Source organism: Flavobacterium sp. T12S277, assembly GCF_048514875.1.
In the GTDB taxonomy this organism is placed as follows: domain Bacteria; phylum Bacteroidota; class Bacteroidia; order Flavobacteriales; family Flavobacteriaceae; genus Flavobacterium.
Window position 1 is genome coordinate 342,512 of record NZ_JBLYEG010000001.1, and the last position, 18,194, is coordinate 360,705.

The 18,194-nt window shown below is 35.2% G+C and carries 17 protein-coding genes; 12 read left to right on the plus strand and 5 right to left on the minus strand.

The features are described from left to right. Positions 1 to 113 precede the first annotated feature (113 nt). The 5 genes from aroB (at position 114) to recQ (ending at position 6,611) form a co-directional block, all read left to right on the plus strand. Positions 114 to 1,181, plus strand: a complete 1,068-nt coding sequence (gene aroB, locus ACN1CN_RS01385; RefSeq protein WP_419134377.1) for a 3-dehydroquinate synthase — start codon at positions 114 to 116, stop codon at positions 1,179 to 1,181. A 300-nt stretch (positions 1,182 to 1,481) separates the two neighbouring features. Continuing rightward, positions 1,482 to 2,885, plus strand: a complete 1,404-nt coding sequence (locus ACN1CN_RS01390; RefSeq protein WP_264523866.1) for an arginine decarboxylase — start codon at positions 1,482 to 1,484, stop codon at positions 2,883 to 2,885. 104 nt (positions 2,886 to 2,989) lie between these two features. After that, a complete protein-coding gene (locus tag ACN1CN_RS01395) occupies positions 2,990 to 3,958 on the plus strand; it encodes a deoxyhypusine synthase family protein (protein WP_173966619.1) in 969 nt (322 codons plus the stop codon). A gap of 7 nt (positions 3,959 to 3,965) precedes the next feature. Further along, positions 3,966 to 4,370 carry a DNA primase gene (locus ACN1CN_RS01400; RefSeq protein WP_264523865.1) on the plus strand — a complete coding sequence of 135 codons (405 nt, stop codon included), beginning with the start codon at positions 3,966 to 3,968 and terminating at the stop codon, positions 4,368 to 4,370. A 132-nt stretch (positions 4,371 to 4,502) separates the two neighbouring features. Next, the gene (recQ, locus tag ACN1CN_RS01405) at positions 4,503 to 6,611 is read left to right on the plus strand and encodes a DNA helicase RecQ (protein ID WP_419134378.1); all 2,109 of its coding nucleotides are present in this window, start codon (positions 4,503 to 4,505) and stop codon (positions 6,609 to 6,611) included. A gap of 303 nt (positions 6,612 to 6,914) precedes the next feature. Here recQ and ACN1CN_RS01410 read toward each other — a convergent pair whose 3' ends face one another. From ACN1CN_RS01410 to ACN1CN_RS01425, 4 genes are all read right to left on the minus strand, one after another. After that, positions 6,915 to 7,430 carry a DinB family protein gene (locus ACN1CN_RS01410; protein WP_291287405.1) on the minus strand — a complete coding sequence of 172 codons (516 nt, stop codon included), beginning with the start codon at positions 7,428 to 7,430 and terminating at the stop codon, positions 6,915 to 6,917. A 12-nt stretch (positions 7,431 to 7,442) separates the two neighbouring features. Continuing rightward, positions 7,443 to 10,028: a phosphoenolpyruvate carboxylase gene (locus tag ACN1CN_RS01415; RefSeq protein ID WP_291287406.1), complete on the minus strand. Its 2,586-nt coding sequence runs from the start codon at positions 10,026 to 10,028 to the stop codon at positions 7,443 to 7,445. Between the two features lie 90 nt (positions 10,029 to 10,118). Then, entirely contained in the window at positions 10,119 to 10,598 is a 480-nt protein-coding gene (locus ACN1CN_RS01420) for an Lrp/AsnC family transcriptional regulator (protein WP_008468989.1), read from the minus strand. Between the two features lie 77 nt (positions 10,599 to 10,675). Next, positions 10,676 to 11,830 (minus strand): M14 family metallopeptidase, encoded by a 1,155-nt coding sequence (locus ACN1CN_RS01425; protein ID WP_419134379.1) that lies wholly within the window; start codon positions 11,828 to 11,830, stop codon positions 10,676 to 10,678. Positions 11,831 to 12,142: 312 nt separating this feature from the next. Here ACN1CN_RS01425 and ACN1CN_RS01430 point away from each other — a divergent pair, with 312 nt between their 5' ends. After that, a complete protein-coding gene (locus ACN1CN_RS01430; RefSeq protein ID WP_419134380.1) occupies positions 12,143 to 12,589 on the plus strand; it encodes a helix-turn-helix transcriptional regulator in 447 nt (148 codons plus the stop codon). A gap of 83 nt (positions 12,590 to 12,672) precedes the next feature. On the opposite strand, the gene ACN1CN_RS01435 is transcribed toward ACN1CN_RS01430, so the two are convergent. Then, positions 12,673 to 13,224, minus strand: a complete 552-nt coding sequence (locus tag ACN1CN_RS01435; RefSeq protein WP_264523859.1) for a 1-acyl-sn-glycerol-3-phosphate acyltransferase — start codon at positions 13,222 to 13,224, stop codon at positions 12,673 to 12,675. 63 nt (positions 13,225 to 13,287) lie between these two features. On the opposite strand from ACN1CN_RS01435, the gene ACN1CN_RS01440 reads away from it, so the two are divergent. The 6 genes from ACN1CN_RS01440 to ACN1CN_RS01465 all read left to right on the plus strand — a co-directional run bounded on the left by ACN1CN_RS01440 (position 13,288) and on the right by ACN1CN_RS01465 (position 18,193). Next, positions 13,288 to 13,953 (plus strand): spermidine synthase, encoded by a 666-nt coding sequence (locus ACN1CN_RS01440; protein WP_419134381.1) that lies wholly within the window; start codon positions 13,288 to 13,290, stop codon positions 13,951 to 13,953. A gap of 4 nt (positions 13,954 to 13,957) precedes the next feature. Beyond that, on the plus strand, positions 13,958 to 14,635 hold the full coding sequence (locus ACN1CN_RS01445) for a peptidoglycan DD-metalloendopeptidase family protein (protein ID WP_264523857.1): 678 nt from the start codon (positions 13,958 to 13,960) through the stop codon (positions 14,633 to 14,635). 6 nt (positions 14,636 to 14,641) lie between these two features. Beyond that, positions 14,642 to 15,118, plus strand: a complete 477-nt coding sequence (locus tag ACN1CN_RS01450; protein WP_419134382.1) for a hypothetical protein — start codon at positions 14,642 to 14,644, stop codon at positions 15,116 to 15,118. Between the two features lie 10 nt (positions 15,119 to 15,128). Next, the gene (locus ACN1CN_RS01455; RefSeq protein ID WP_419134383.1) at positions 15,129 to 15,653 is read left to right on the plus strand and encodes a hypothetical protein; all 525 of its coding nucleotides are present in this window, start codon (positions 15,129 to 15,131) and stop codon (positions 15,651 to 15,653) included. Positions 15,654 to 15,838: 185 nt separating this feature from the next. Next, positions 15,839 to 16,309 (plus strand): nuclear transport factor 2 family protein, encoded by a 471-nt coding sequence (locus ACN1CN_RS01460; RefSeq protein ID WP_419134384.1) that lies wholly within the window; start codon positions 15,839 to 15,841, stop codon positions 16,307 to 16,309. A gap of 141 nt (positions 16,310 to 16,450) precedes the next feature. Then, the gene (locus ACN1CN_RS01465; RefSeq protein WP_419134385.1) at positions 16,451 to 18,193 is read left to right on the plus strand and encodes an APC family permease; all 1,743 of its coding nucleotides are present in this window, start codon (positions 16,451 to 16,453) and stop codon (positions 18,191 to 18,193) included. Position 18,194: the final 1 nt, after the last annotated feature.

The following is an 18,194-nucleotide window of genomic DNA, read 5'->3' on the forward strand; positions in this document are numbered from 1 at the left end:
AAACGCGCTCGTCCTTATCTAGAATGATTCATTTTAAAACAAATAAGAACAAAACTTTGGATATTATTTAGTGAAAAATGCCTTATTTTGCGCTTTCAATTAACTACAGACATATGCAATCCATCCAAGCCAATAATTATCTTGTGCATTTTAACCAAACTGCATACGAAGCTTTAAACAATCACTTAAAAGAAAATAAATATTCTAATTTGTTTATCATCGTTGATACGCAAACCAATGAGTATTGTTTACCAAAGTTCCTGCCTTTGCTTGAAACTGATTTGACGATAGAAATTATTGAATTTGAAGCCGGAGAAATCAATAAAAACATTGAAACCTGTATCGAAATCTGGAAAGTATTGACAGAGCTTGGTGCCGACAGAAAGTCGCTTATCATTAATCTGGGTGGTGGTGTTGTAACAGATTTAGGAGGTTTTGTCGCTTCAACCTTTAAACGTGGAGTTGATTTTATCAATATCCCTACTACCTTATTATCTATGGTCGATGCTTCTGTTGGAGGAAAAACCGGAGTAGATTTAGGCAATTTAAAAAACCAGATCGGTGTAATTAACGTACCTCAAATGGTATTGATTGATATAAACTATCTCGAAACATTACCACAAGGCGAAATGCGTTCAGGACTTGCCGAAATGCTAAAACACGGTTTGATTTACGATGCAGCCTACTGGAGACAGTTTTTAAATTTAAAAGCAATTTTATATGACGGATTAGATGCGTTGATTTATCGCTCTGTTGAAATTAAAAACAACATTGTAATTCAGGATCCAACTGAAAAAAACATTCGTAAAGCATTGAATTTCGGACATACGTTAGGACACGCTATTGAAAGTTACTTTTTGGAAAGTGAAACCAAAACAACCTTGTTGCACGGTGAAGCCATAGCGATTGGAATGATCCTTGAAAGCTACATATCCCTGCAAAAAGGCTTAATTACGGAAACAGAATATGCCGAAATTAAAAGCAATCTTAAAAGCATTTATGACGATGTAGAAATCGAAGAAAATGATATCGATCCGATCCTTGAATTGCTTATTCACGACAAAAAAAATGAGTACGGTTTAATTCAATTTGCGTTAATCGAAGGAATCGGAAAAATAAAAATTAACCAATCGGTTGAAAATAAATTAATTCTAGACGCGTTTCAGGATTATAAGTATTAAACTTTTTTTAATAAAAAAGCTTTGCTTTAGGTATATATTATTTTTTACATTTGCCACGATGAAAACAAACAGTAAACAAAGACATTTTAACTCCTATAGAAACCGGCTCAATAGTTCTTTATTAAGAATGTTGAATCGTTTTTATAATAGTAAAAGTCCGTTTTGTTTTGATGTTTTTTTGTGCTCAAAAGCGGAACACGAAAAACTGCAAATTGTATTTGCTAATATTAGGGTTTGAATTATAGATTAAACATTTGTCATCTATAAAATAAAATTCACATCCTTAATATTAAAAAATAAATGAATACAAAATATTCAGATCTAATCAATCAAACCTATTACTTTCCACAAGCGGAATTCAAATTAAACAAAGACAATCTTCAATTTCACAACATCGATTTGATGAAATTGGTAGAGCAATATGGCACGCCATTAAAGTTTACATATTTGCCGCAGATTTCAGAGAACATCAATAAGGCAAAAGCCTGGTTCAGAAAATCAATGGAAAAAAACAAGTACGATGCAAAGTACTACTACTGTTATTGCACAAAAAGCTCTCATTTTGAATACATTATGAATGAAGCTTTCAAGAACAACATTCACATCGAAACATCATCAGCTTTTGATGTTAATATCGTAGAGAATTTACTTGAAAATGGCAAAATCAACAAAAGTACTTATGTTATCTGCAATGGTTTCAAAAGAGACGAATACATTACCAATATTGCAAGATTAATCAACAGCGGACATAAAAACACTATTCCAATCATTGATAACTACGAAGAATTAGATTTACTTCAGGCGGAAATCAAAGGGAAATTCAAAATTGGAATTCGTATTGCAGCGGAAGAAGAACCTAAATTCGAGTTCTATACGTCAAGATTAGGAATCGGATACAAAAACATCGTTTCGTTCTATAAAAAACAAATTCAGGAGAATGATAAACTAGAGCTTAAAATGCTTCACTTTTTTATCAATACCGGAATAAATGATACCTCATATTACTGGAATGAGTTGGTAAAATGTATCAAAGTATACATTGCACTTAAAAAGGAATGCCCTACCCTTGACGGATTAAATATCGGAGGCGGTTTTCCAATTAAAAACTCACTTGCCTTTGAATATGATTATCAGTACATGATTGACGAAATCATCAATCAGATTAAAATTGCATGTGATGAGGCTGAAGTAGATGTACCAAATATCTTTACAGAATTTGGATCTTTTACAGTAGGTGAAAGCGGTGGTGCGATCTATCAGATTTTATATCAAAAACAACAAAATGACAGGGAAAAATGGAACATGATTGATTCCTCATTCATTACCACTTTACCGGATACCTGGGCTATAAACAAACGTTTTATCATGCTGGCCGTAAACCGCTGGAACGATACTTACGAGCGGGTTTTATTGGGTGGTTTGACTTGTGATAGTGACGATTATTACAACTCAGAGCAAAACATGAACGCCATTTATTTGCCTAAATACAACAAAGAAAAACCTTTGTATATTGGTTTCTTTAATACTGGTGCGTATCAGGAAACCATTGGAGGTTATGGCGGTTTACACCACTGCCTGATTCCACAACCTAAACATATCTTAATAGATCGTGACGAAAATGGTATTTTAGCCACTGAAGTTTTCTCAGAACAGCAAACTTCTGACGATGTGTTAAAGATTTTAGGATACACTAAAAAAGTATAAAAAAAACCTGCCAAATAAAAGTTAATAAATATAAAATTATTAATTTGCAGTACCACTAAAAGGTTAAACTTTTAATTCAAAAAAAAATAAAAAAACAAGAACAAATGAAAGGACCAATCAGTCAGTTTATTGAAAAACATTATTTACACTTCAACTCTGCCTCTCTAGTTGATGCTGCAAAAGCATACGAGCAACAATTGGCAAACGGAGCTAAAATGATGGTAAGTATGGCTGGCGCTATGAGTACAGCAGAAATTGGTAAAATTTTTGCCGAAATTATTAGACAAGATAAAGTACAAATTATTTCTTGTACTGGAGCCAATCTAGAAGAAGACATCATGAACTTAGTGGCACACTCACACTACGAAAGAGTGCCAAACTATCGTGATTTAACACCTGAAGACGAATGGGCTTTATTAGAAAGAGGATTAAACCGTGTTACAGACACTTGTATCCCAGAACATGAAGCATTCCGTCGTTTACAAAAACACATTTACAAAATCTGGAAAGATGCCGATGATAAAGGAGAACGTTATTTTCCTCATGAATTCATGTACAAAATGTTGTTGTCAGGCGTTTTAGAAGAATACTACGAAATTGATTTAAAAGACAGCTGGATGTATGCCGCTGCCGAGAAAAATTTACCTATTATTGTTCCGGGTTGGGAAGACAGTACAATGGGAAATATCTTTGCTTCATACGTAATCAAAGGCGAATTAAAAGCCTCTACGATGAAATCAGGTATTGAGTACATGACTTTCCTTGCAGACTGGTATCCAAAAAATAGCACTAACGGAATTGGATTCTTCCAAATTGGTGGTGGTATTGCAGGAGATTTCCCTATTTGTGTGGTACCAATGTTGTACCAGGATATGGAAATGCACGATGTTCCATTCTGGAGCTATTTCTGTCAAATTTCAGATTCAACAACCAGTTACGGTTCGTACTCTGGAGCGGTTCCAAACGAAAAAATCACTTGGGGTAAATTAGATATTAAAACCCCTAAATTTATTATTGAGTCGGACGCTACAATTGTTGCTCCATTAATTTTTGCTTATTTATTAGATTTATAGGATATTTATGAAAAGAGTTATAGTAGACTACGCTAAACTTACCAACGAAATTTTGAACCTTTTGGTAGAGAAATTTCCTGATGGTTATGATGATTCGGATGTAATCCGTTTTAGAAATGCTAAAAACGAATTAGTAGAAGCCGTTGAAGTTCGTACTGAAGACACTATTTATTTGGTAAAAATTAGTACTAAACTTGCAGACAGAATCGAAAATTATGATGAAGATGACGATATCGACGTAGACGTGGATACAATCGAACCGGTTAAAGGTCTTGATCTTGATGATGATATCGACGATGACGACGACGATGACAATCAGGACAAACCAGATGTTGACGGTGGAGATGACGACGACGATGACGAAGACAAAGAAGATATTGCTGACGACGAAGATGATGAAGACGAAGATTAAGCAATCTTTTTCAAAATAAATAAAAGGAACTCTATGCGGGTTCCTTTTTTTATTATTCCCTAATTACTTCATCTAAATATAGGAAAAATACTATATATTTGTTTTTATTCTTTTTCCGTAATTGCCAACGCCATGACCTCAGAAATCCTACACGCCAAACTAAAAGAAAATTTTGGATTTGAAAAATTCAGACCCAACCAGGAAACTATCATTAATACGATACTTTCGGGTCAGGATACTTTAGCTATTATGCCCACCGGAGGAGGAAAGTCAATCTGTTTTCAATTACCGGCCTTAGTCTTGCCCGGAATCACCATTGTCATTTCGCCTTTGATCGCCTTAATGAAAGATCAGGTCGACAGCTTAAAAACAAATGGTATTAATGCCTGTTACATCAACAGCAGCCAAACCAGTCAGGAACAGCAATTTTATATTGACAATTTAAAATCAAATACTTTCAAATTAGTCTACATTGCACCGGAGAGCCTTTCATATCTGGATGTGGTTTTTAACGAACTGACCATCAGCCTGATTGCGATCGACGAAGCGCATTGTATTTCTTCCTGGGGCCATGACTTTCGTCCGGCCTATACCAATCTGGGATATTTAAAGAGTCGCTTCCCTTCTACTCCGGTCCTGGCATTAACGGCTACTGCCGATAAGGCGACCCGAACCGATATCGTCAAACAGCTAAAACTTAGAAATCCAAAAACATTCGTTGCCTCGTTTGACCGAAAAAATCTAAGTCTCGAAGTTCGCCCGGCTCTTGACAGAGTAAAACAAATAATTGATTTCATTGCCAATAAACCCAATGAATCCGGAATTGTTTACTGCTTAAGCCGAAAGACCACAGAAGAACTGGCTGAAAAATTAAAGAAAAACGGAATCACCGCCAAAGCCTATCATGCCGGTCTTGATAATAAAGTGAGAGCCAAAACTCAGGATGAGTTTATCAATGATGACTGTCAGGTCGTTTGCGCTACCATTGCCTTTGGTATGGGAATTGACAAATCCAATGTCCGCTGGGTCATTCATTACAATTTACCCAAAAACATCGAAGGCTATTATCAGGAAATTGGACGTGCCGGCCGGGACGGACTAGCAGCCGAAACCGTTTTATTCGAAAGTTATGCCGATGTCATTCAACTTCAGAAATTTGCCTCCGAAGGATTAAACTCCGATGTACAGCTGGCCAAATTAGAAAGAATGAAACAATACGCCGATGCCTTAAGCTGTCGCCGAAAAATTCTGCTTTCGTATTTTGGCGAACTCGTAAAAGAAAATTGTGGCAACTGTGATATCTGCAAAAATCCTCCCACTTTTTTTGACGGAACTATTTTAGCGCAAAAAGCACTCTCGGCAATTGTCCGTTTACAGCAATCAGAACCATTGGCTGTAATTGTTGATTTTTTAAGAGGCTCGAGAAACGCATATATCTACGAAAAAAATTATCAAAGCTTAAAAACGTACGGAATTGGCTCCGACATTTCGTGGTACGATTGGAATCAGTATTTAATTCAGCTCATTAACTTGGGCTATCTTGAAATTGCTTTCCATCAGCACAATAAAATTTTGCTGACGTCTTTTGCAAAAAAAGTGCTGTTTGAAGGAGAGAAAGTAAAATTGAATACAGTCGTTAAAAAAGCAATCGACAAAAACGAAATCGCAGAGACCAAAACAAAAGCCACAAAAAATTTTCTTTTCGAAATTCTTCGAAAACTGCGTTACGAAATCGCCCAGGAAGAAGAAGTTCCGGCTTACGTAATTTTCAGTGATGCCGCCTTAAGGCAAATGGAAACATTACGACCGATGAGCGATGACGAATTTCTTGCCATCGATGGTGTCGGAAATGCAAAACTTGAAAAGTACGGTTCCGAATTTATAAATACCATTATAGCATTTCAAAAAGCAAAAAAAACAAATACAAAAGCCAAAAAAGAAAGCAATACGTATAAGACTACTTTAGAACTTTTTAGAAATGGCAAAACGGTAACAGAAATTGCAGGGAAAAGAAATTTAGGATATACCACCATTATATCACACTTAGCCAAACTATATCTTGATGGCGAGGAAATCGATTTAAGTTCGTTTGTAACCAATGACGAAGTCAAACAATTGCACAAAGCTCAAATTGAACTCGAATACCCTTCCGGCTTAAAACCGTATTTTGACTATTTTGATGAAAAAATATCATATGATAAAATTCGTCTGGGTCTTGCTATTGTTGAGAAGAACAAGTAAAACCCGCTACTTTGTCATTTCGACCAACGGGAGAAATCACACAAGAAACTCCGCTCCTACAATCTCAATCTTTGTCAAATTTTGCATGTGATTCCTCCCTTCGGTCGAAATGACAAACGGTGTAGAAATTCAGTTTGGATTCAGCGCATGTGATTTCTTCCTTTGGTCGAAATGACAAACGGTGTAGAAATTCAGTTTGGATTCAGCGCATGTGATTTCTCCCTTCGGTCGAAATGACATAAAACAAAAAATCCTGTGAAATTTACTCCACAGGATTTTTTTTGTTTTATGCTAAACAGAAATTTACAAATAACGCTCTTCAAAAACTTTTTGATGGTGTTTTTGATGACCAATAATTACAAATCCCAAAGCGCGAACAGAAATCTGAATGTTGGAAGCTGTCCCAATTCTTTTGAGCTGTTCTTCAGATAGACTCTTAAAAAACAACAAATTGGAATGTCTTAATGCAGACAATTCTGTCAACAAACTCTGAATACTTCTGCTATTTGAATCGGTACTATTTGCGTAATCATCTTCCTCAAAACTAGGCAAAGGCGTTAGATCATTTCTTGAAAATCGCAAAGCGCGATACGCAAAAATTCGTTCACAATCCAGAATGTGCTGAATAATGTCTTTTATCGTCCACTTTCCTTCTGCATAACGATAGTCAAATTTATCCATTGGAATATTTTGCACAAATTTGATAAACTCGTGTAGTGAAATTTCGAGTTCTTCAAACAAATCTCCATTTCCAACTGCTTTAATATAATTGGCATATCCGCCTGAATATTCGTTTTCTGTTAATAGGGCTACGTTCATTTTTTATAGTTTTTAAGCTGAGTTTCTACTGGCATTTGTATTTCCGAAAAGGGATCTTGTTACGATTTTTTCGTAAACTTTAATCAGCTCCTCGTCTACAATGTTTTCTTTATTCAATTCGTTAATTCTCAACAAAGCATATTGTTGTATAGTCAACAATGGCAATACGATACGCTCTCTTATCTGAATCGATGCTATACCATCAGGATAATTTTCCATCAGTGTTTTATGTCCTGCAATTTTCAGTAAAAGACGTTTGGTTTCTGAAAATTCGTCGTAGATAATCTGCCAGAATTCTCCAAACTCAGGATCATTTTTCATATAAGCGGTCAACGGTAAAAATGATTTCGCCAATGACATCATACTGTTTTCCAACAGCGTTTTGAAGAATAAAGAATTTTGATACAGGTCATGTACTTTATCCCATTGTCCGCTTTCTTCAAAATATTTTAAAGCCGATCCAACTCCGAAGAATCCCGGTACGTTTTGCTTCAACTGACTCCAGGAACCCACAAAAGGAATCGCTCTTAAGTCGGCAAAATCTAATGATTCCGACTTACTTCTTTTAGACGGACGGCTTCCGATATTGGTTTTGGAGTAATATTTTAACGTACTCATTTTTTCCAAATATGGGATAAACTTAGGATGATTCTTAAAACTCAGGTATTTTTCATACCCTAAATCAGCCAGTTGCGTTAAAATTTTCGTTTCCTCCGCGCTCAGCTCATTTTTTTCTTTGCTAAAAACCTGGTTGGTGACTCCGGCACTCAATAAGTTCTCAATATTATAACGACAGGAATCCAAAGTTCCGAAATTAGAACTGATCGTTTGTCCCTGAACGGTAATCTGAATTTCGTTATTCTCGATTTTCGGACCTAAAGACGCATAAAACTTATGTGTTTTTCCGCCTCCACGAGCCGGAGGTCCGCCACGGCCATCAAAGAAAATTACTTTGATACCGTATTGTCTTGAAATTTCGGTCAATGAAATTTTCGCCTGATAAATACTCCAGTTGGCCATTAAATAACCACCATCCTTTGTCCCGTCAGAGAAACCTAACATAATAGTTTGTTTGTTCCCTCTGGATTCAAGGTGTTTAGAGTACTCCGGATTGTTGTACAATTGTTCCATAATTTGATGCGCATTCTGTAAATCATCAACCGATTCAAAAAGCGGAATTATGTCAACCGTTGGGTTTTCCCAATTGTTCAAACGAATCATTGCGAAAGTTTCCATAACATTTAGGGCACTTTCATTGTTACTGATAATGTAACGATTGGCGCCAAACTCACCGTTTCCTTGCTGAATTGTTTTAATCGTCTGAACTGATTCCAAAGTAGATCTTGTAATTTCATCTTCAAAGTCAGCAGGATTCAAGTCTCCTTTTACTTTTGACAAAACTCCCAGTTTCTCTTCTTCCGACAAATCAAAATAATTCTGCGGAAATATCTGCGAACCAGAATTCAAATAATAATTCACCACATCCTTAAATACAGCATTGTGAATTTTACTATTCTGGCGAATATCTAAAGTGGCAAAGTGAAAACCAAACAAATTAATTTTTACTAAAAAAGCTTCCAATTCATCTAAATAAAGAGACTGATGTTTTTCAATAATAATGGTTCTTATCTTATTTAACTGCGTCAATAACTCTTCTAAAGTAATGTAAATTTCTCCTTTCGAGTAGAACACCGAACGATAAAGCTTATGTTCAAGTTCAGACACTAAAGTATCTACACCTGAGAATGTTAACTTACGTTTTAAGTTTCTCATTTCAACATAATAACACTTCAAGATTGACGTACGCAAACGCTCCGCTACTTTTAAAGTAATCTCCGTAGTAACAAAAGGATTTCCGTCACGATCCCCTCCTGGCCAAAAACCTAATTTGATCAATTGGTTCTGAATCGCATTCCCCTGAAGGATATTTTTTTGTAAATAATGAACAATTTCGCCGGAAGTTGCATAGAATACATTCTCCAAATACCAGATCAAACTCACTGCCTCATCATACGGATTGGGCTTTTCGTTCTGAATAAAAGGAGTTTTTCCGAGTTGTGCCAGTAATTGTTTGATTTTCAGTAAATCATTTAAACGAATAGCATCTGTCAAATCATTGATGATCCCCAAAACCGGACCTGGATAAAATTGCGTTGGATGCGCCGTTAGAACTGTTCTGACATTAAAGCTCTCCAAAAATTCAATCAGCTCATCATTCTTTTCCTTGGCATCTGATTTTTCTTTAATATCACGCAACGAACCGCGTCCTTCCATATTATTAACTTCCGGAAATGCAGCATCTTCGATTGCATCAAACAATACGATCTGACGTTCAATGTATTGAATGAATCGAAACATAAGATCAATTTTATCCTTTTCAGAAGCATCATTCAGGTATTTGTTAGAGAAGAAATTGACAATCTCCTTAGGTGTTTCTTGTTTTTTAAATCCCGTTTCACAAGTCTCTGTAAACAAAGGAAGCAGAACTCCTGTATTGTCAATGGAATCAAAAGGCAGTGTTATAAAAACACTATTGTAAATATGGTATTTTGAAAGAACATCCTGATTAAAACGTTCAATTTTTGGTAACGTGTACATAATCTATTTGTAGTTGGTTGGTTAATTGGTCATAAAAAAACCCCAAGAATAAACTTGAGGTTATATTTTGATATAGCATTCAAGAAGATATTACATATTTTTAAAAATAGTATGCATCAAACGCTTCTTATCGTTTATACTTTCTTCTAATGAAATCATAGTTTCAGTTCTGTAAACACCATCGATATCATCGATCATGAAGATTACTTCTTTTGCGTGTTTAGTATCTTTTGCTCTAATTTTGCAAAAAATATTGAATTTACCTGTCGTTACAGAAGCTACTGTTACGAATGGAATTTGATTGATTCGCTCTAATACAAATTTTGTTTGAGACGTATTATTAAGGAAGACACCCACATAAGCAATAAACGAATACCCTAGCTTATCGTAATCTAAGGCCAATGAAGATCCCATTATTATTCCTGCGTCCTCCATCTTTTTTACTCTAACATGCACTGTACCAGCAGATATCAATAGTTTTTTAGCAATGTCAGTAAACGGAACTCTCGTATTGTCTATTAACATATCTAAAATCTGGTGATCTACTTCATCTAAACGAAATTTACTCATAATTCTTTAATTAATATTACTAATTGCTATTACAAAGTATAAAAATATATATAAAAAACAACAAATTCACATAAAAATTAACTTTTTATCAATCCGTTAACAAATTTAACATTTTTATCTAAATAAAAATCTACTTTTTGATTCAATTTCGGAAAAGTACCAAAGTCATCCGAATAACTTGCCCCTTTTGCATCGTATTCGTAATGTCCAAAATAATTTTCCAAATCACCTACTTCAACTATGTAGGCATTAAAGTGAATCTTATTTTCAATCAATTCTTCTTTGTATTGTGCGACAAAATTCGTAATAATTTCGATACCATCATAATTTATTTTGATATTTTTCCACATAAAATCATAAAAAACCACTTTATTTTGTGAAATATTCAAATAATCATTAATTCTGTTATCAACTAAATCGTTTTCGCTAATCAGGTCGAAACTTGAAACAAGTGAGAAAAACAGAAACTTTCGTGTGATTTCACGTTCGTAATCATTCGGGTAATGACCTGCTTCAAATAAAATTGTAGGAGCTCCAAGGAACTGAAAGGTGTCTCCTATACAGTTGATATTAAACGAGTCATCAAAACGCCCCACCTGCCCCGGAATGTATTTTTGCAAAACATCATTGATTCCGGCAATGACATTTATCGCTTTTAAACGGTTTTCATTTACCTCTCTTTCTTCGTTGTACGAAGGCGCTAAAAAGGAAAGTGTTGCCGGTTTTCCGGTTGAACCCGCCCCAAAAATAGTACGCTGATCGTGAAGATTAAAACAAAAATGCGGTTTAAAAGCTTCAAATACCGATCTCAAAATAGTACTTTCCGGTTGGGTTAAATTTTGAGAATCACGGTTTAAATCTACTTTATTAGCGTTCTCACGTGTGTAAAGCCTTGCACCGTCAGGATTTAATATCGGAATACTATAAAAGGTAAACGTTTTGAGCATCTTCTGCGCAAACTCAGAACCGCTGTTTAAGACATTTATAAAATCAAAAAGTGCTTTTGTAGTCGTACTTTCATTTCCATGCATTTGAGACCATAGATAAATACGCGTTGGTCCGGTTCCGATTTGATAACTATAGATCGGTTCTCCTAAGACTGAACGACCAATAATCGCTACCTGATTGTCTGTATTTAATTTATCTAATAAAGGCTGAATATGATCCAAAGTCAAATAACGTCCCTCTATTGTTTGCTCTTTATGCTGGCTGAATAATTCTTCTAAATTCATCGTGTTTTGATTAGTTTACAAAAGTAAACATCTTTATTTTTACAATTGTAAATAAATTGTAAAGTAATAAATTTAGAATTGTAAACAGTTTTTACTGGTAATAGAATTGATTCTACTCTTTACTAATTGACATTTGTTATTAGTTGAAATACTAAAATATAATTTTATATATTTCAACAAGTTAAAACCAATCATCTAAAGTCTTAAATACACAATTTAAAGGTTAAATTTACGATTTACAACTGTAAAATTGTTTTAGAGGCCGCTTTTGATTACATTTGTAAACAGCAATTTTCTAAACAGTAATTTACAATGGTAAACATCGATGATTTTGTAAAACGACTTGAAATTATATTGGATTATTATGCTTTAAACGCCTCTTCTTTTGCGGATAAAATTGGGGTGCAGCGTTCCAGTATGTCTCACCTGCTTTCTGGCAGAAACAAACCCAGTTTGGATTTTGTACTAAAAATTCTGGAGGTTTTTCCCGATATTGATTTGTACTGGATTTTAAATGGCAAAGGGAGCTTTCCAAAAGCGGAAGATGCCACTGATCTGAAAAAAAACGAATCGCTCTCTGAATTTGCAAAACCTCTTACTCCTATCCCATCAGAAGAAAATTCTGTTTCGGAAAATGAAAAATCCAAAAACACATCTTCTACAGAAATTAAAACTCAAAGTTTAAGTCCTGCAGAAAATGAAATTGAAAAAATAGTGGTCTTTTATAAAAACGGAACCTTTAAGACTTACGTTCCTTAAATTTGAAATTTTCGCGTATTTGAAAATTTCTAAAATTATTTTTCATTTAAGCGATTCCTGGACAATCGACCAAAAGCAAAAAATTACAACTGAAATCCGTTTTCCGGAATTTTACCCACGACCCCGTCATAGTGTTTTTTTAAAACATTCAAATCAGCCTCATAATCTCCGGTTGGAGAAAATGGTTTCCCTAAGTTGACTTCTTTTTTGCCCCAGTCAAAAGCGACCGGCACAATTGGCACATTTGCTTTAAGAGCGATGTAATAAAAACCGCTTTTTAATTCTTTTACTCCTTTACGGGTTCCTTCAGCAGCTACAGCTAAGCGAAAAACTTCTTTTCTTTCAAAAATTGCAGCAATCGACTCTACTTTATTCAATCCGCCAGTCCGATCTATAGGCTCTCCTCCTACACTTCTGAAATAATAACCAAAAGGAAAACGGAATAATTCTTTCTTTCCAACCCAGTTCATTTCCAAACCGGAAATGCCGCGTGTAAAAATTCCCAAATAAAAATCATGGTTGCTGGTATGCGGCATCACCATCATCACGCATTTTTTTACTTCAGCATTTTCGATTCCCACAATTTTCCAGCCCATTAGCTTAAAAAAGATGAATTTGTACAATCGCTTTTTCATTAATTTGTTTTTTCCTGCAAAATAAAAGATTTAAAGTGGTATTTTTGAGTAAAAGCATTTAAAATGATCCAAAAATTGTTCAGTTATATTGTTCCTATAAAAATATTCAAAAAAAAATCACAAAGAAGCAAAATCATCGAAGTTACCTGGGCTAATGGCGAATTAGTTCTTGATTCTGAAAACACCAATTATTCCTACGGAAGTTTACAGCGTATTTTAAGATACGGACTTCGAAATATCGGTTATGACAACATTCTTAAAATGGATCATATTTTATTGTTAGGTGTTGCCGGCGGAAGCGTGATTAAAACACTGGTAGATGAAATTCAGTACAAAGGCAAAATTACCGGTGTAGAGATTGATCCCGACATCATTAAAATTGCCAACGAGTATTTCAATCTTGACCAGATTAAACAACTGGAAGTTGTAATTGATGATGCTTTTGAATTTGTTTTAAAAACAAAAAATAAATATAATCTAATTATTATTGATATTTTTGAAGACATCAAGATGCCCAATTTTCTGTTTGAAAGCTTTTTTAGCGAACGGATTTGTTCGCTTTTGCAAAGTCATGGATTTGTTTTGTTTAACACCATGATTTTAGACGAAGCGCACAATGTTCGAAACCGAAAATACATTTCTGAAATTAACCCCAAACTGTTTGCTTCCAAAATGCTCCCACGAGTAGAAGTTCACAACGAATTAATAATTATTGAAAAAGTAGTTTAAACCTATGAAACCTCTTGCCTCTATCTTAAAAGCCTTACCACCTACTAAAGTAATTGATTCCAACATTGACATTTCAAAATACATTCCTTTAGACCTGTCTGTAACCAATCAGGAACTTGCCGAATGTAAACCTGCTAACACCGAAGAATTTGAAGATTTTATTACAGCTTACTTAGAAAAAAATGATGCCGAAGTAGCCTATGGTGGTTATATTGAAGGCCGAACAATCTATCAGCGCAGTACCATTTTTAAAAACAGTTCGATACCGGAACGCAACATCCATATCGGATTAGATCTCTGGACAAAAGTAAATACCCCAGTACTGGCGCCGCTAGACGGAAAAGTACACAGCTTTAAAAACAATATAGGTTTGGGCGATTATGGTCCGACTATAATTTTAGAGCATCGCATAGAAAATGAAAAATTTTATACTTTATATGGACATTTATCGTTAGAAAGTATAGAAAACCTTAGTGTTGGGACATTTTTTCATAAAGGCCAAAAAATTGGAACTTTAGGAAGCTCCTCTGTTAATGGAGATTACGCTCCACATGTACACTTTCAGATTATACGAAACATCGAAACGTATTCCGGCGACTATCCCGGCGTCTGCAATACAAATGACCTGAATTTTTACATCGAAAACTGCCCTGACCCCAACTTATTATTAAAAATTACTTAAATAGTTATGAAGAAAGCAGGATTGATTATATGTTTGTTATTGTTAATTGGATGTAAATCGAAAACGATCAATAGAGACACTGAAGATTTAAAAATTAAAAGAGTCACTACTGCCGAAATAAATTCCAATCAGCAGAAAAAAGCGTACGAATTGGGAAAAAGGGTATTAGAAACCTGTAATTCCTCAAAGTTTAAGCCTTTTAATGAAACTGAAGTTACGAAGTCGGTTATGGAAAATACGACTGAAGAACGTTTGACCAAAACCTGTCAGAGATTCAGACAATACTACGGAAGTTTTATCGATTTAAAACTTGATGGTGTCTACAGAACCAAACAGGAGGTCATTTATCGCTATCATGCACTGTATTCCAAAAAAGTAGCCAATAAAGAGTTGCGCATTTTTGTAAACGAAGACAATTTGATTTCGGCCATAAAATCAATGGATTGGGACGAGAAATTTGATGCCAAAATAACCGAACAATAAAGTAAAAACTATGAATTTAAAACTGCCTCTTTTAATAGTACTGTTAATTACCGGTTTCGTAAACGCACAGCAAACCATAAGTATAAAGGGCTCAAAACCATTTCCGGCAACAACAGCTTATACTTTTATTTGTGAAAAGTATGTTTTTACCGGAGAAACTGAGGTTCAGATTGCCAAAACAGACAAAGGAGGAGTTTTAAAACTAAGCATAGGAATTTCTAACGATAAAACTCAAATTTCAGGAGGCGTATACGTTGATTTAGTCAATGGCGATGTGATTGCCTGCGTAGACAAAAACAGCAAAGAAACCCTTGACGGGAAAACCACTTCTTATTACTATTTCACTCTTGCCGAAATGAATAAACTAAAAAAAACGGATATTAAAGCAATCCGTTTTATCATCAAAGGTAATGCTACAACGTTTGGAGATCAAACCGGCTATTTTACGGCTCTAAACAGGATGGCGTACTTTTCGACAGCATTTGATAAGTCAAAAAAAACCTTTGATACCGCAGCCGCAATTAGCGCTTTATAGATTTTTAGGTTAACCTAATGATTATATTTAATTAAAAAACATCCTTTTTGAGGAGAAACAAATAGACTTCTTTTTTCACACTCTTGTCAGTCTTAAAATCTGTTAAATCATTTTTTGTTAATTAGCCCATACAGCTTTATATTAGTATAATAAATCTTATATTTATAATCTAAACAGTATCCTCCATGAATCCGAATGAAGCCTTAATTACAAAATTCTATACCGCTTTTGCCAATGCCGATGCTAAAACCATGAGCGAATGTTACCATCCTAAAATTCATTTTATTGATCCTGCTTTTGGTTTACTAAAAGAAGATCAGGTTTCTAAAATGTGGGAAATGCTGATTTTAAAAAGCAAAGGCAACCTTAAAATTGAATTTTCAGCTATTAAAGCAGATGATTTTTCAGGTACTGCCAAATGGGTTGCGACTTATAATTTTAGTAAAACCAATAGAAAAGTAATCAATCGGATTTCTGCTGAATTTGCTTTTCAGGACGGTCTAATCATCAAACATACAGATAGTTTTGACGTCTGGAAATGGTCGAAACAGGCTTTTGGTTTAACCGGATATTTAATGGGCTGGACGGGATTTTTTCAAAGCAAAATTCAGGAACAGGCGCTGTTGTCCCTAAAAAAGTTTCAGGAATCCAAATAATTTTCTTAAATTGAAAATTCAAATATGCACATTAGCTAAAATTTTCTTTTAGTTTCTATTCAACTACCCGCCTCTTTTATTAGAATTCGCTTGTCTGTTACTATTTTTTGGAGTTAATCGTGTTGTAAATCTTGAATCTCTATGAAAGAAATTGTACACAAAAAATTAAATCAATTACAGGCAACAGCAATTTGTGGAAACGACATCAGTTCTTCCTGTTTATACGTTTCAGCGCTTACCATTTTATATGCCGGGCAGTACGCCTGGATTTCTCTTTTAATTGTTGCGGTTGTTTTATTCTTATTTCGAAAAATTTACGGGGAAGTTGTAGGGGCAATTCCACTAAACGGAGGGGCTTACAATGTTCTGCTCAACACTTCTACCAAACGTTTGGCCTCTTTGGCTGCTACCTTAACTGTTTTGTCTTATATGGCAACAGCCGTGATTTCGGCTTCAGAAGGCATGCACTATTTGCACGGGATTTTCGAAAGTTTAAATGTGACCGTGGCAACCATCATTGTTTTGGTTCTTTTTACAGGGCTCGCCATATTGGGAATTGGAGAATCGGCTTTTGTAGCCGTAATTATCTTTATCACCCATTTAGTCACTTTAAGTTTACTAGTACTGGCTTCGCTTTGGTTTATCCTGAATAACGGTTTAGAAACTTTTCACATCAACTGGCAGACTCCCATCGCTTATGGAAACATTAAAACGGCTTTGTTTTTAGGTTTCTCAGCCGCTATGCTCGGGATCTCGGGTTTTGAGAGTTCCGCCAACTTTGTAGAAGAACAGCAATCGGGGGTTTTCCCGAAGACGTTGCGCAACATGTGGGCTATTGTTAGTTTTTTCAACCCGGTAATTGCCATTTTGTTAATCAGTATCATTCCGTTAACCGAGGTGGGTGCCAATAAAGAATCACTATTGGCTCATTTAGGACAAACTACAGGAGGTTCCTGGCTGGCATGGCTTATTTCTATTGATGCCGTTTTAGTTTTATGCGGAGCCGTATTGACTTCCTTCGTGGGAGTTTCAGGCTTACTAAACCGAATGACTTTAGACCGGATTTTACCCAACTATTTCCTGAAACAAAACCAACGAGGTTCTCACTATCGCATTGTGATTAGCTTTTTAGTACTGTGCATTTCGGTACTCTTTGCAACCAATGGGCATTTAGAGTCCTTGGCAGGAGTTTATACGTTCTCTTTTCTGGCAGTAATGGCTTTATTTGGAATCGGGAACTTACTACTCAAATTCAAACGTCGAAAACTACCCCGACCAGAGCGTGCACGAGGTATTTCTGTAGTCGTTGCTGTTTCTTTCATTATTGCTGCCTTCATCGGAAATATGGAGCTCAACATCAATGCTTTCTATACCTTTTTAAAATACATGGTTCCATCCCTGCTCTTCATTGGCATCATGTTAAATCGTGTCATTCTGATAAGACTTCTGATCGAAGCTCTGGAGTATTTTTACCAGCCCTTACGACGAATGGTGATCATCAGCAATCGGTATTTACAAAAAATGAGTGTACAGATCAACTCGCAGGAATTTGTCTTTTTTACCAAAGGAGACGATATTGCCATCCTGAACAAAGTTTTACAATATGTTGAAAACAACGAAACGACCAAAAAACTTAAAATCGTTTACGTCAAAAATGGCCCTTCCAATAACGAAGAATTAATCAAAGACCTGGAAGTTTTGGATCGTGCCTACGATGACATTGACATTGAATACCTTGAAATACAAGGAGTTTTTGGCCCTGAAATTATCGATGAGCTTTCTATAAAATGGAATATCCCTAAAAACTTTATGTTTATTGGTTCTCCCGGAAACAAATTCTCCTACCGTATTTCAGATCTGGGCGGAGTTCGCTTAATCATGTAAT

Coding starts and splice junctions, on each gene's coding strand:
- ACN1CN_RS01410 (WP_291287405.1), bottom strand. CDS start 7,430: ATGAACGTAGCCCTATTAACAGAAAACGAATATTCAGGCGGATATGCC.
- ACN1CN_RS01425 (WP_419134379.1), bottom strand. CDS start 11,830: ATGAATTTAGAAGAATTATTCAGCCAGCATAAAGAGCAAACAATAGAG.
- ACN1CN_RS01435 (WP_264523859.1), bottom strand. CDS start 13,224: ATGAAAAAGCGATTGTACAAATTCATCTTTTTTAAGCTAATGGGCTGG.
- recQ (WP_419134378.1), top strand. CDS start 4,503: ATGACCTCAGAAATCCTACACGCCAAACTAAAAGAAAATTTTGGATTT.
- ACN1CN_RS01430 (WP_419134380.1), top strand. CDS start 12,143: ATGGTAAACATCGATGATTTTGTAAAACGACTTGAAATTATATTGGAT.
- ACN1CN_RS01400 (WP_264523865.1), top strand. CDS start 3,966: ATGAAAAGAGTTATAGTAGACTACGCTAAACTTACCAACGAAATTTTG.
- ACN1CN_RS01460 (WP_419134384.1), top strand. CDS start 15,839: ATGAATCCGAATGAAGCCTTAATTACAAAATTCTATACCGCTTTTGCC.
- ACN1CN_RS01465 (WP_419134385.1), top strand. CDS start 16,451: ATGAAAGAAATTGTACACAAAAAATTAAATCAATTACAGGCAACAGCA.
- ACN1CN_RS01390 (WP_264523866.1), top strand. CDS start 1,482: ATGAATACAAAATATTCAGATCTAATCAATCAAACCTATTACTTTCCA.
- ACN1CN_RS01440 (WP_419134381.1), top strand. CDS start 13,288: ATGATCCAAAAATTGTTCAGTTATATTGTTCCTATAAAAATATTCAAA.
- ACN1CN_RS01395 (WP_173966619.1), top strand. CDS start 2,990: ATGAAAGGACCAATCAGTCAGTTTATTGAAAAACATTATTTACACTTC.
- ACN1CN_RS01415 (WP_291287406.1), bottom strand. CDS start 10,028: ATGTACACGTTACCAAAAATTGAACGTTTTAATCAGGATGTTCTTTCA.
- ACN1CN_RS01420 (WP_008468989.1), bottom strand. CDS start 10,598: ATGAGTAAATTTCGTTTAGATGAAGTAGATCACCAGATTTTAGATATG.
- ACN1CN_RS01450 (WP_419134382.1), top strand. CDS start 14,642: ATGAAGAAAGCAGGATTGATTATATGTTTGTTATTGTTAATTGGATGT.
- aroB (WP_419134377.1), top strand. CDS start 114: ATGCAATCCATCCAAGCCAATAATTATCTTGTGCATTTTAACCAAACT.
- ACN1CN_RS01445 (WP_264523857.1), top strand. CDS start 13,958: ATGAAACCTCTTGCCTCTATCTTAAAAGCCTTACCACCTACTAAAGTA.
- ACN1CN_RS01455 (WP_419134383.1), top strand. CDS start 15,129: ATGAATTTAAAACTGCCTCTTTTAATAGTACTGTTAATTACCGGTTTC.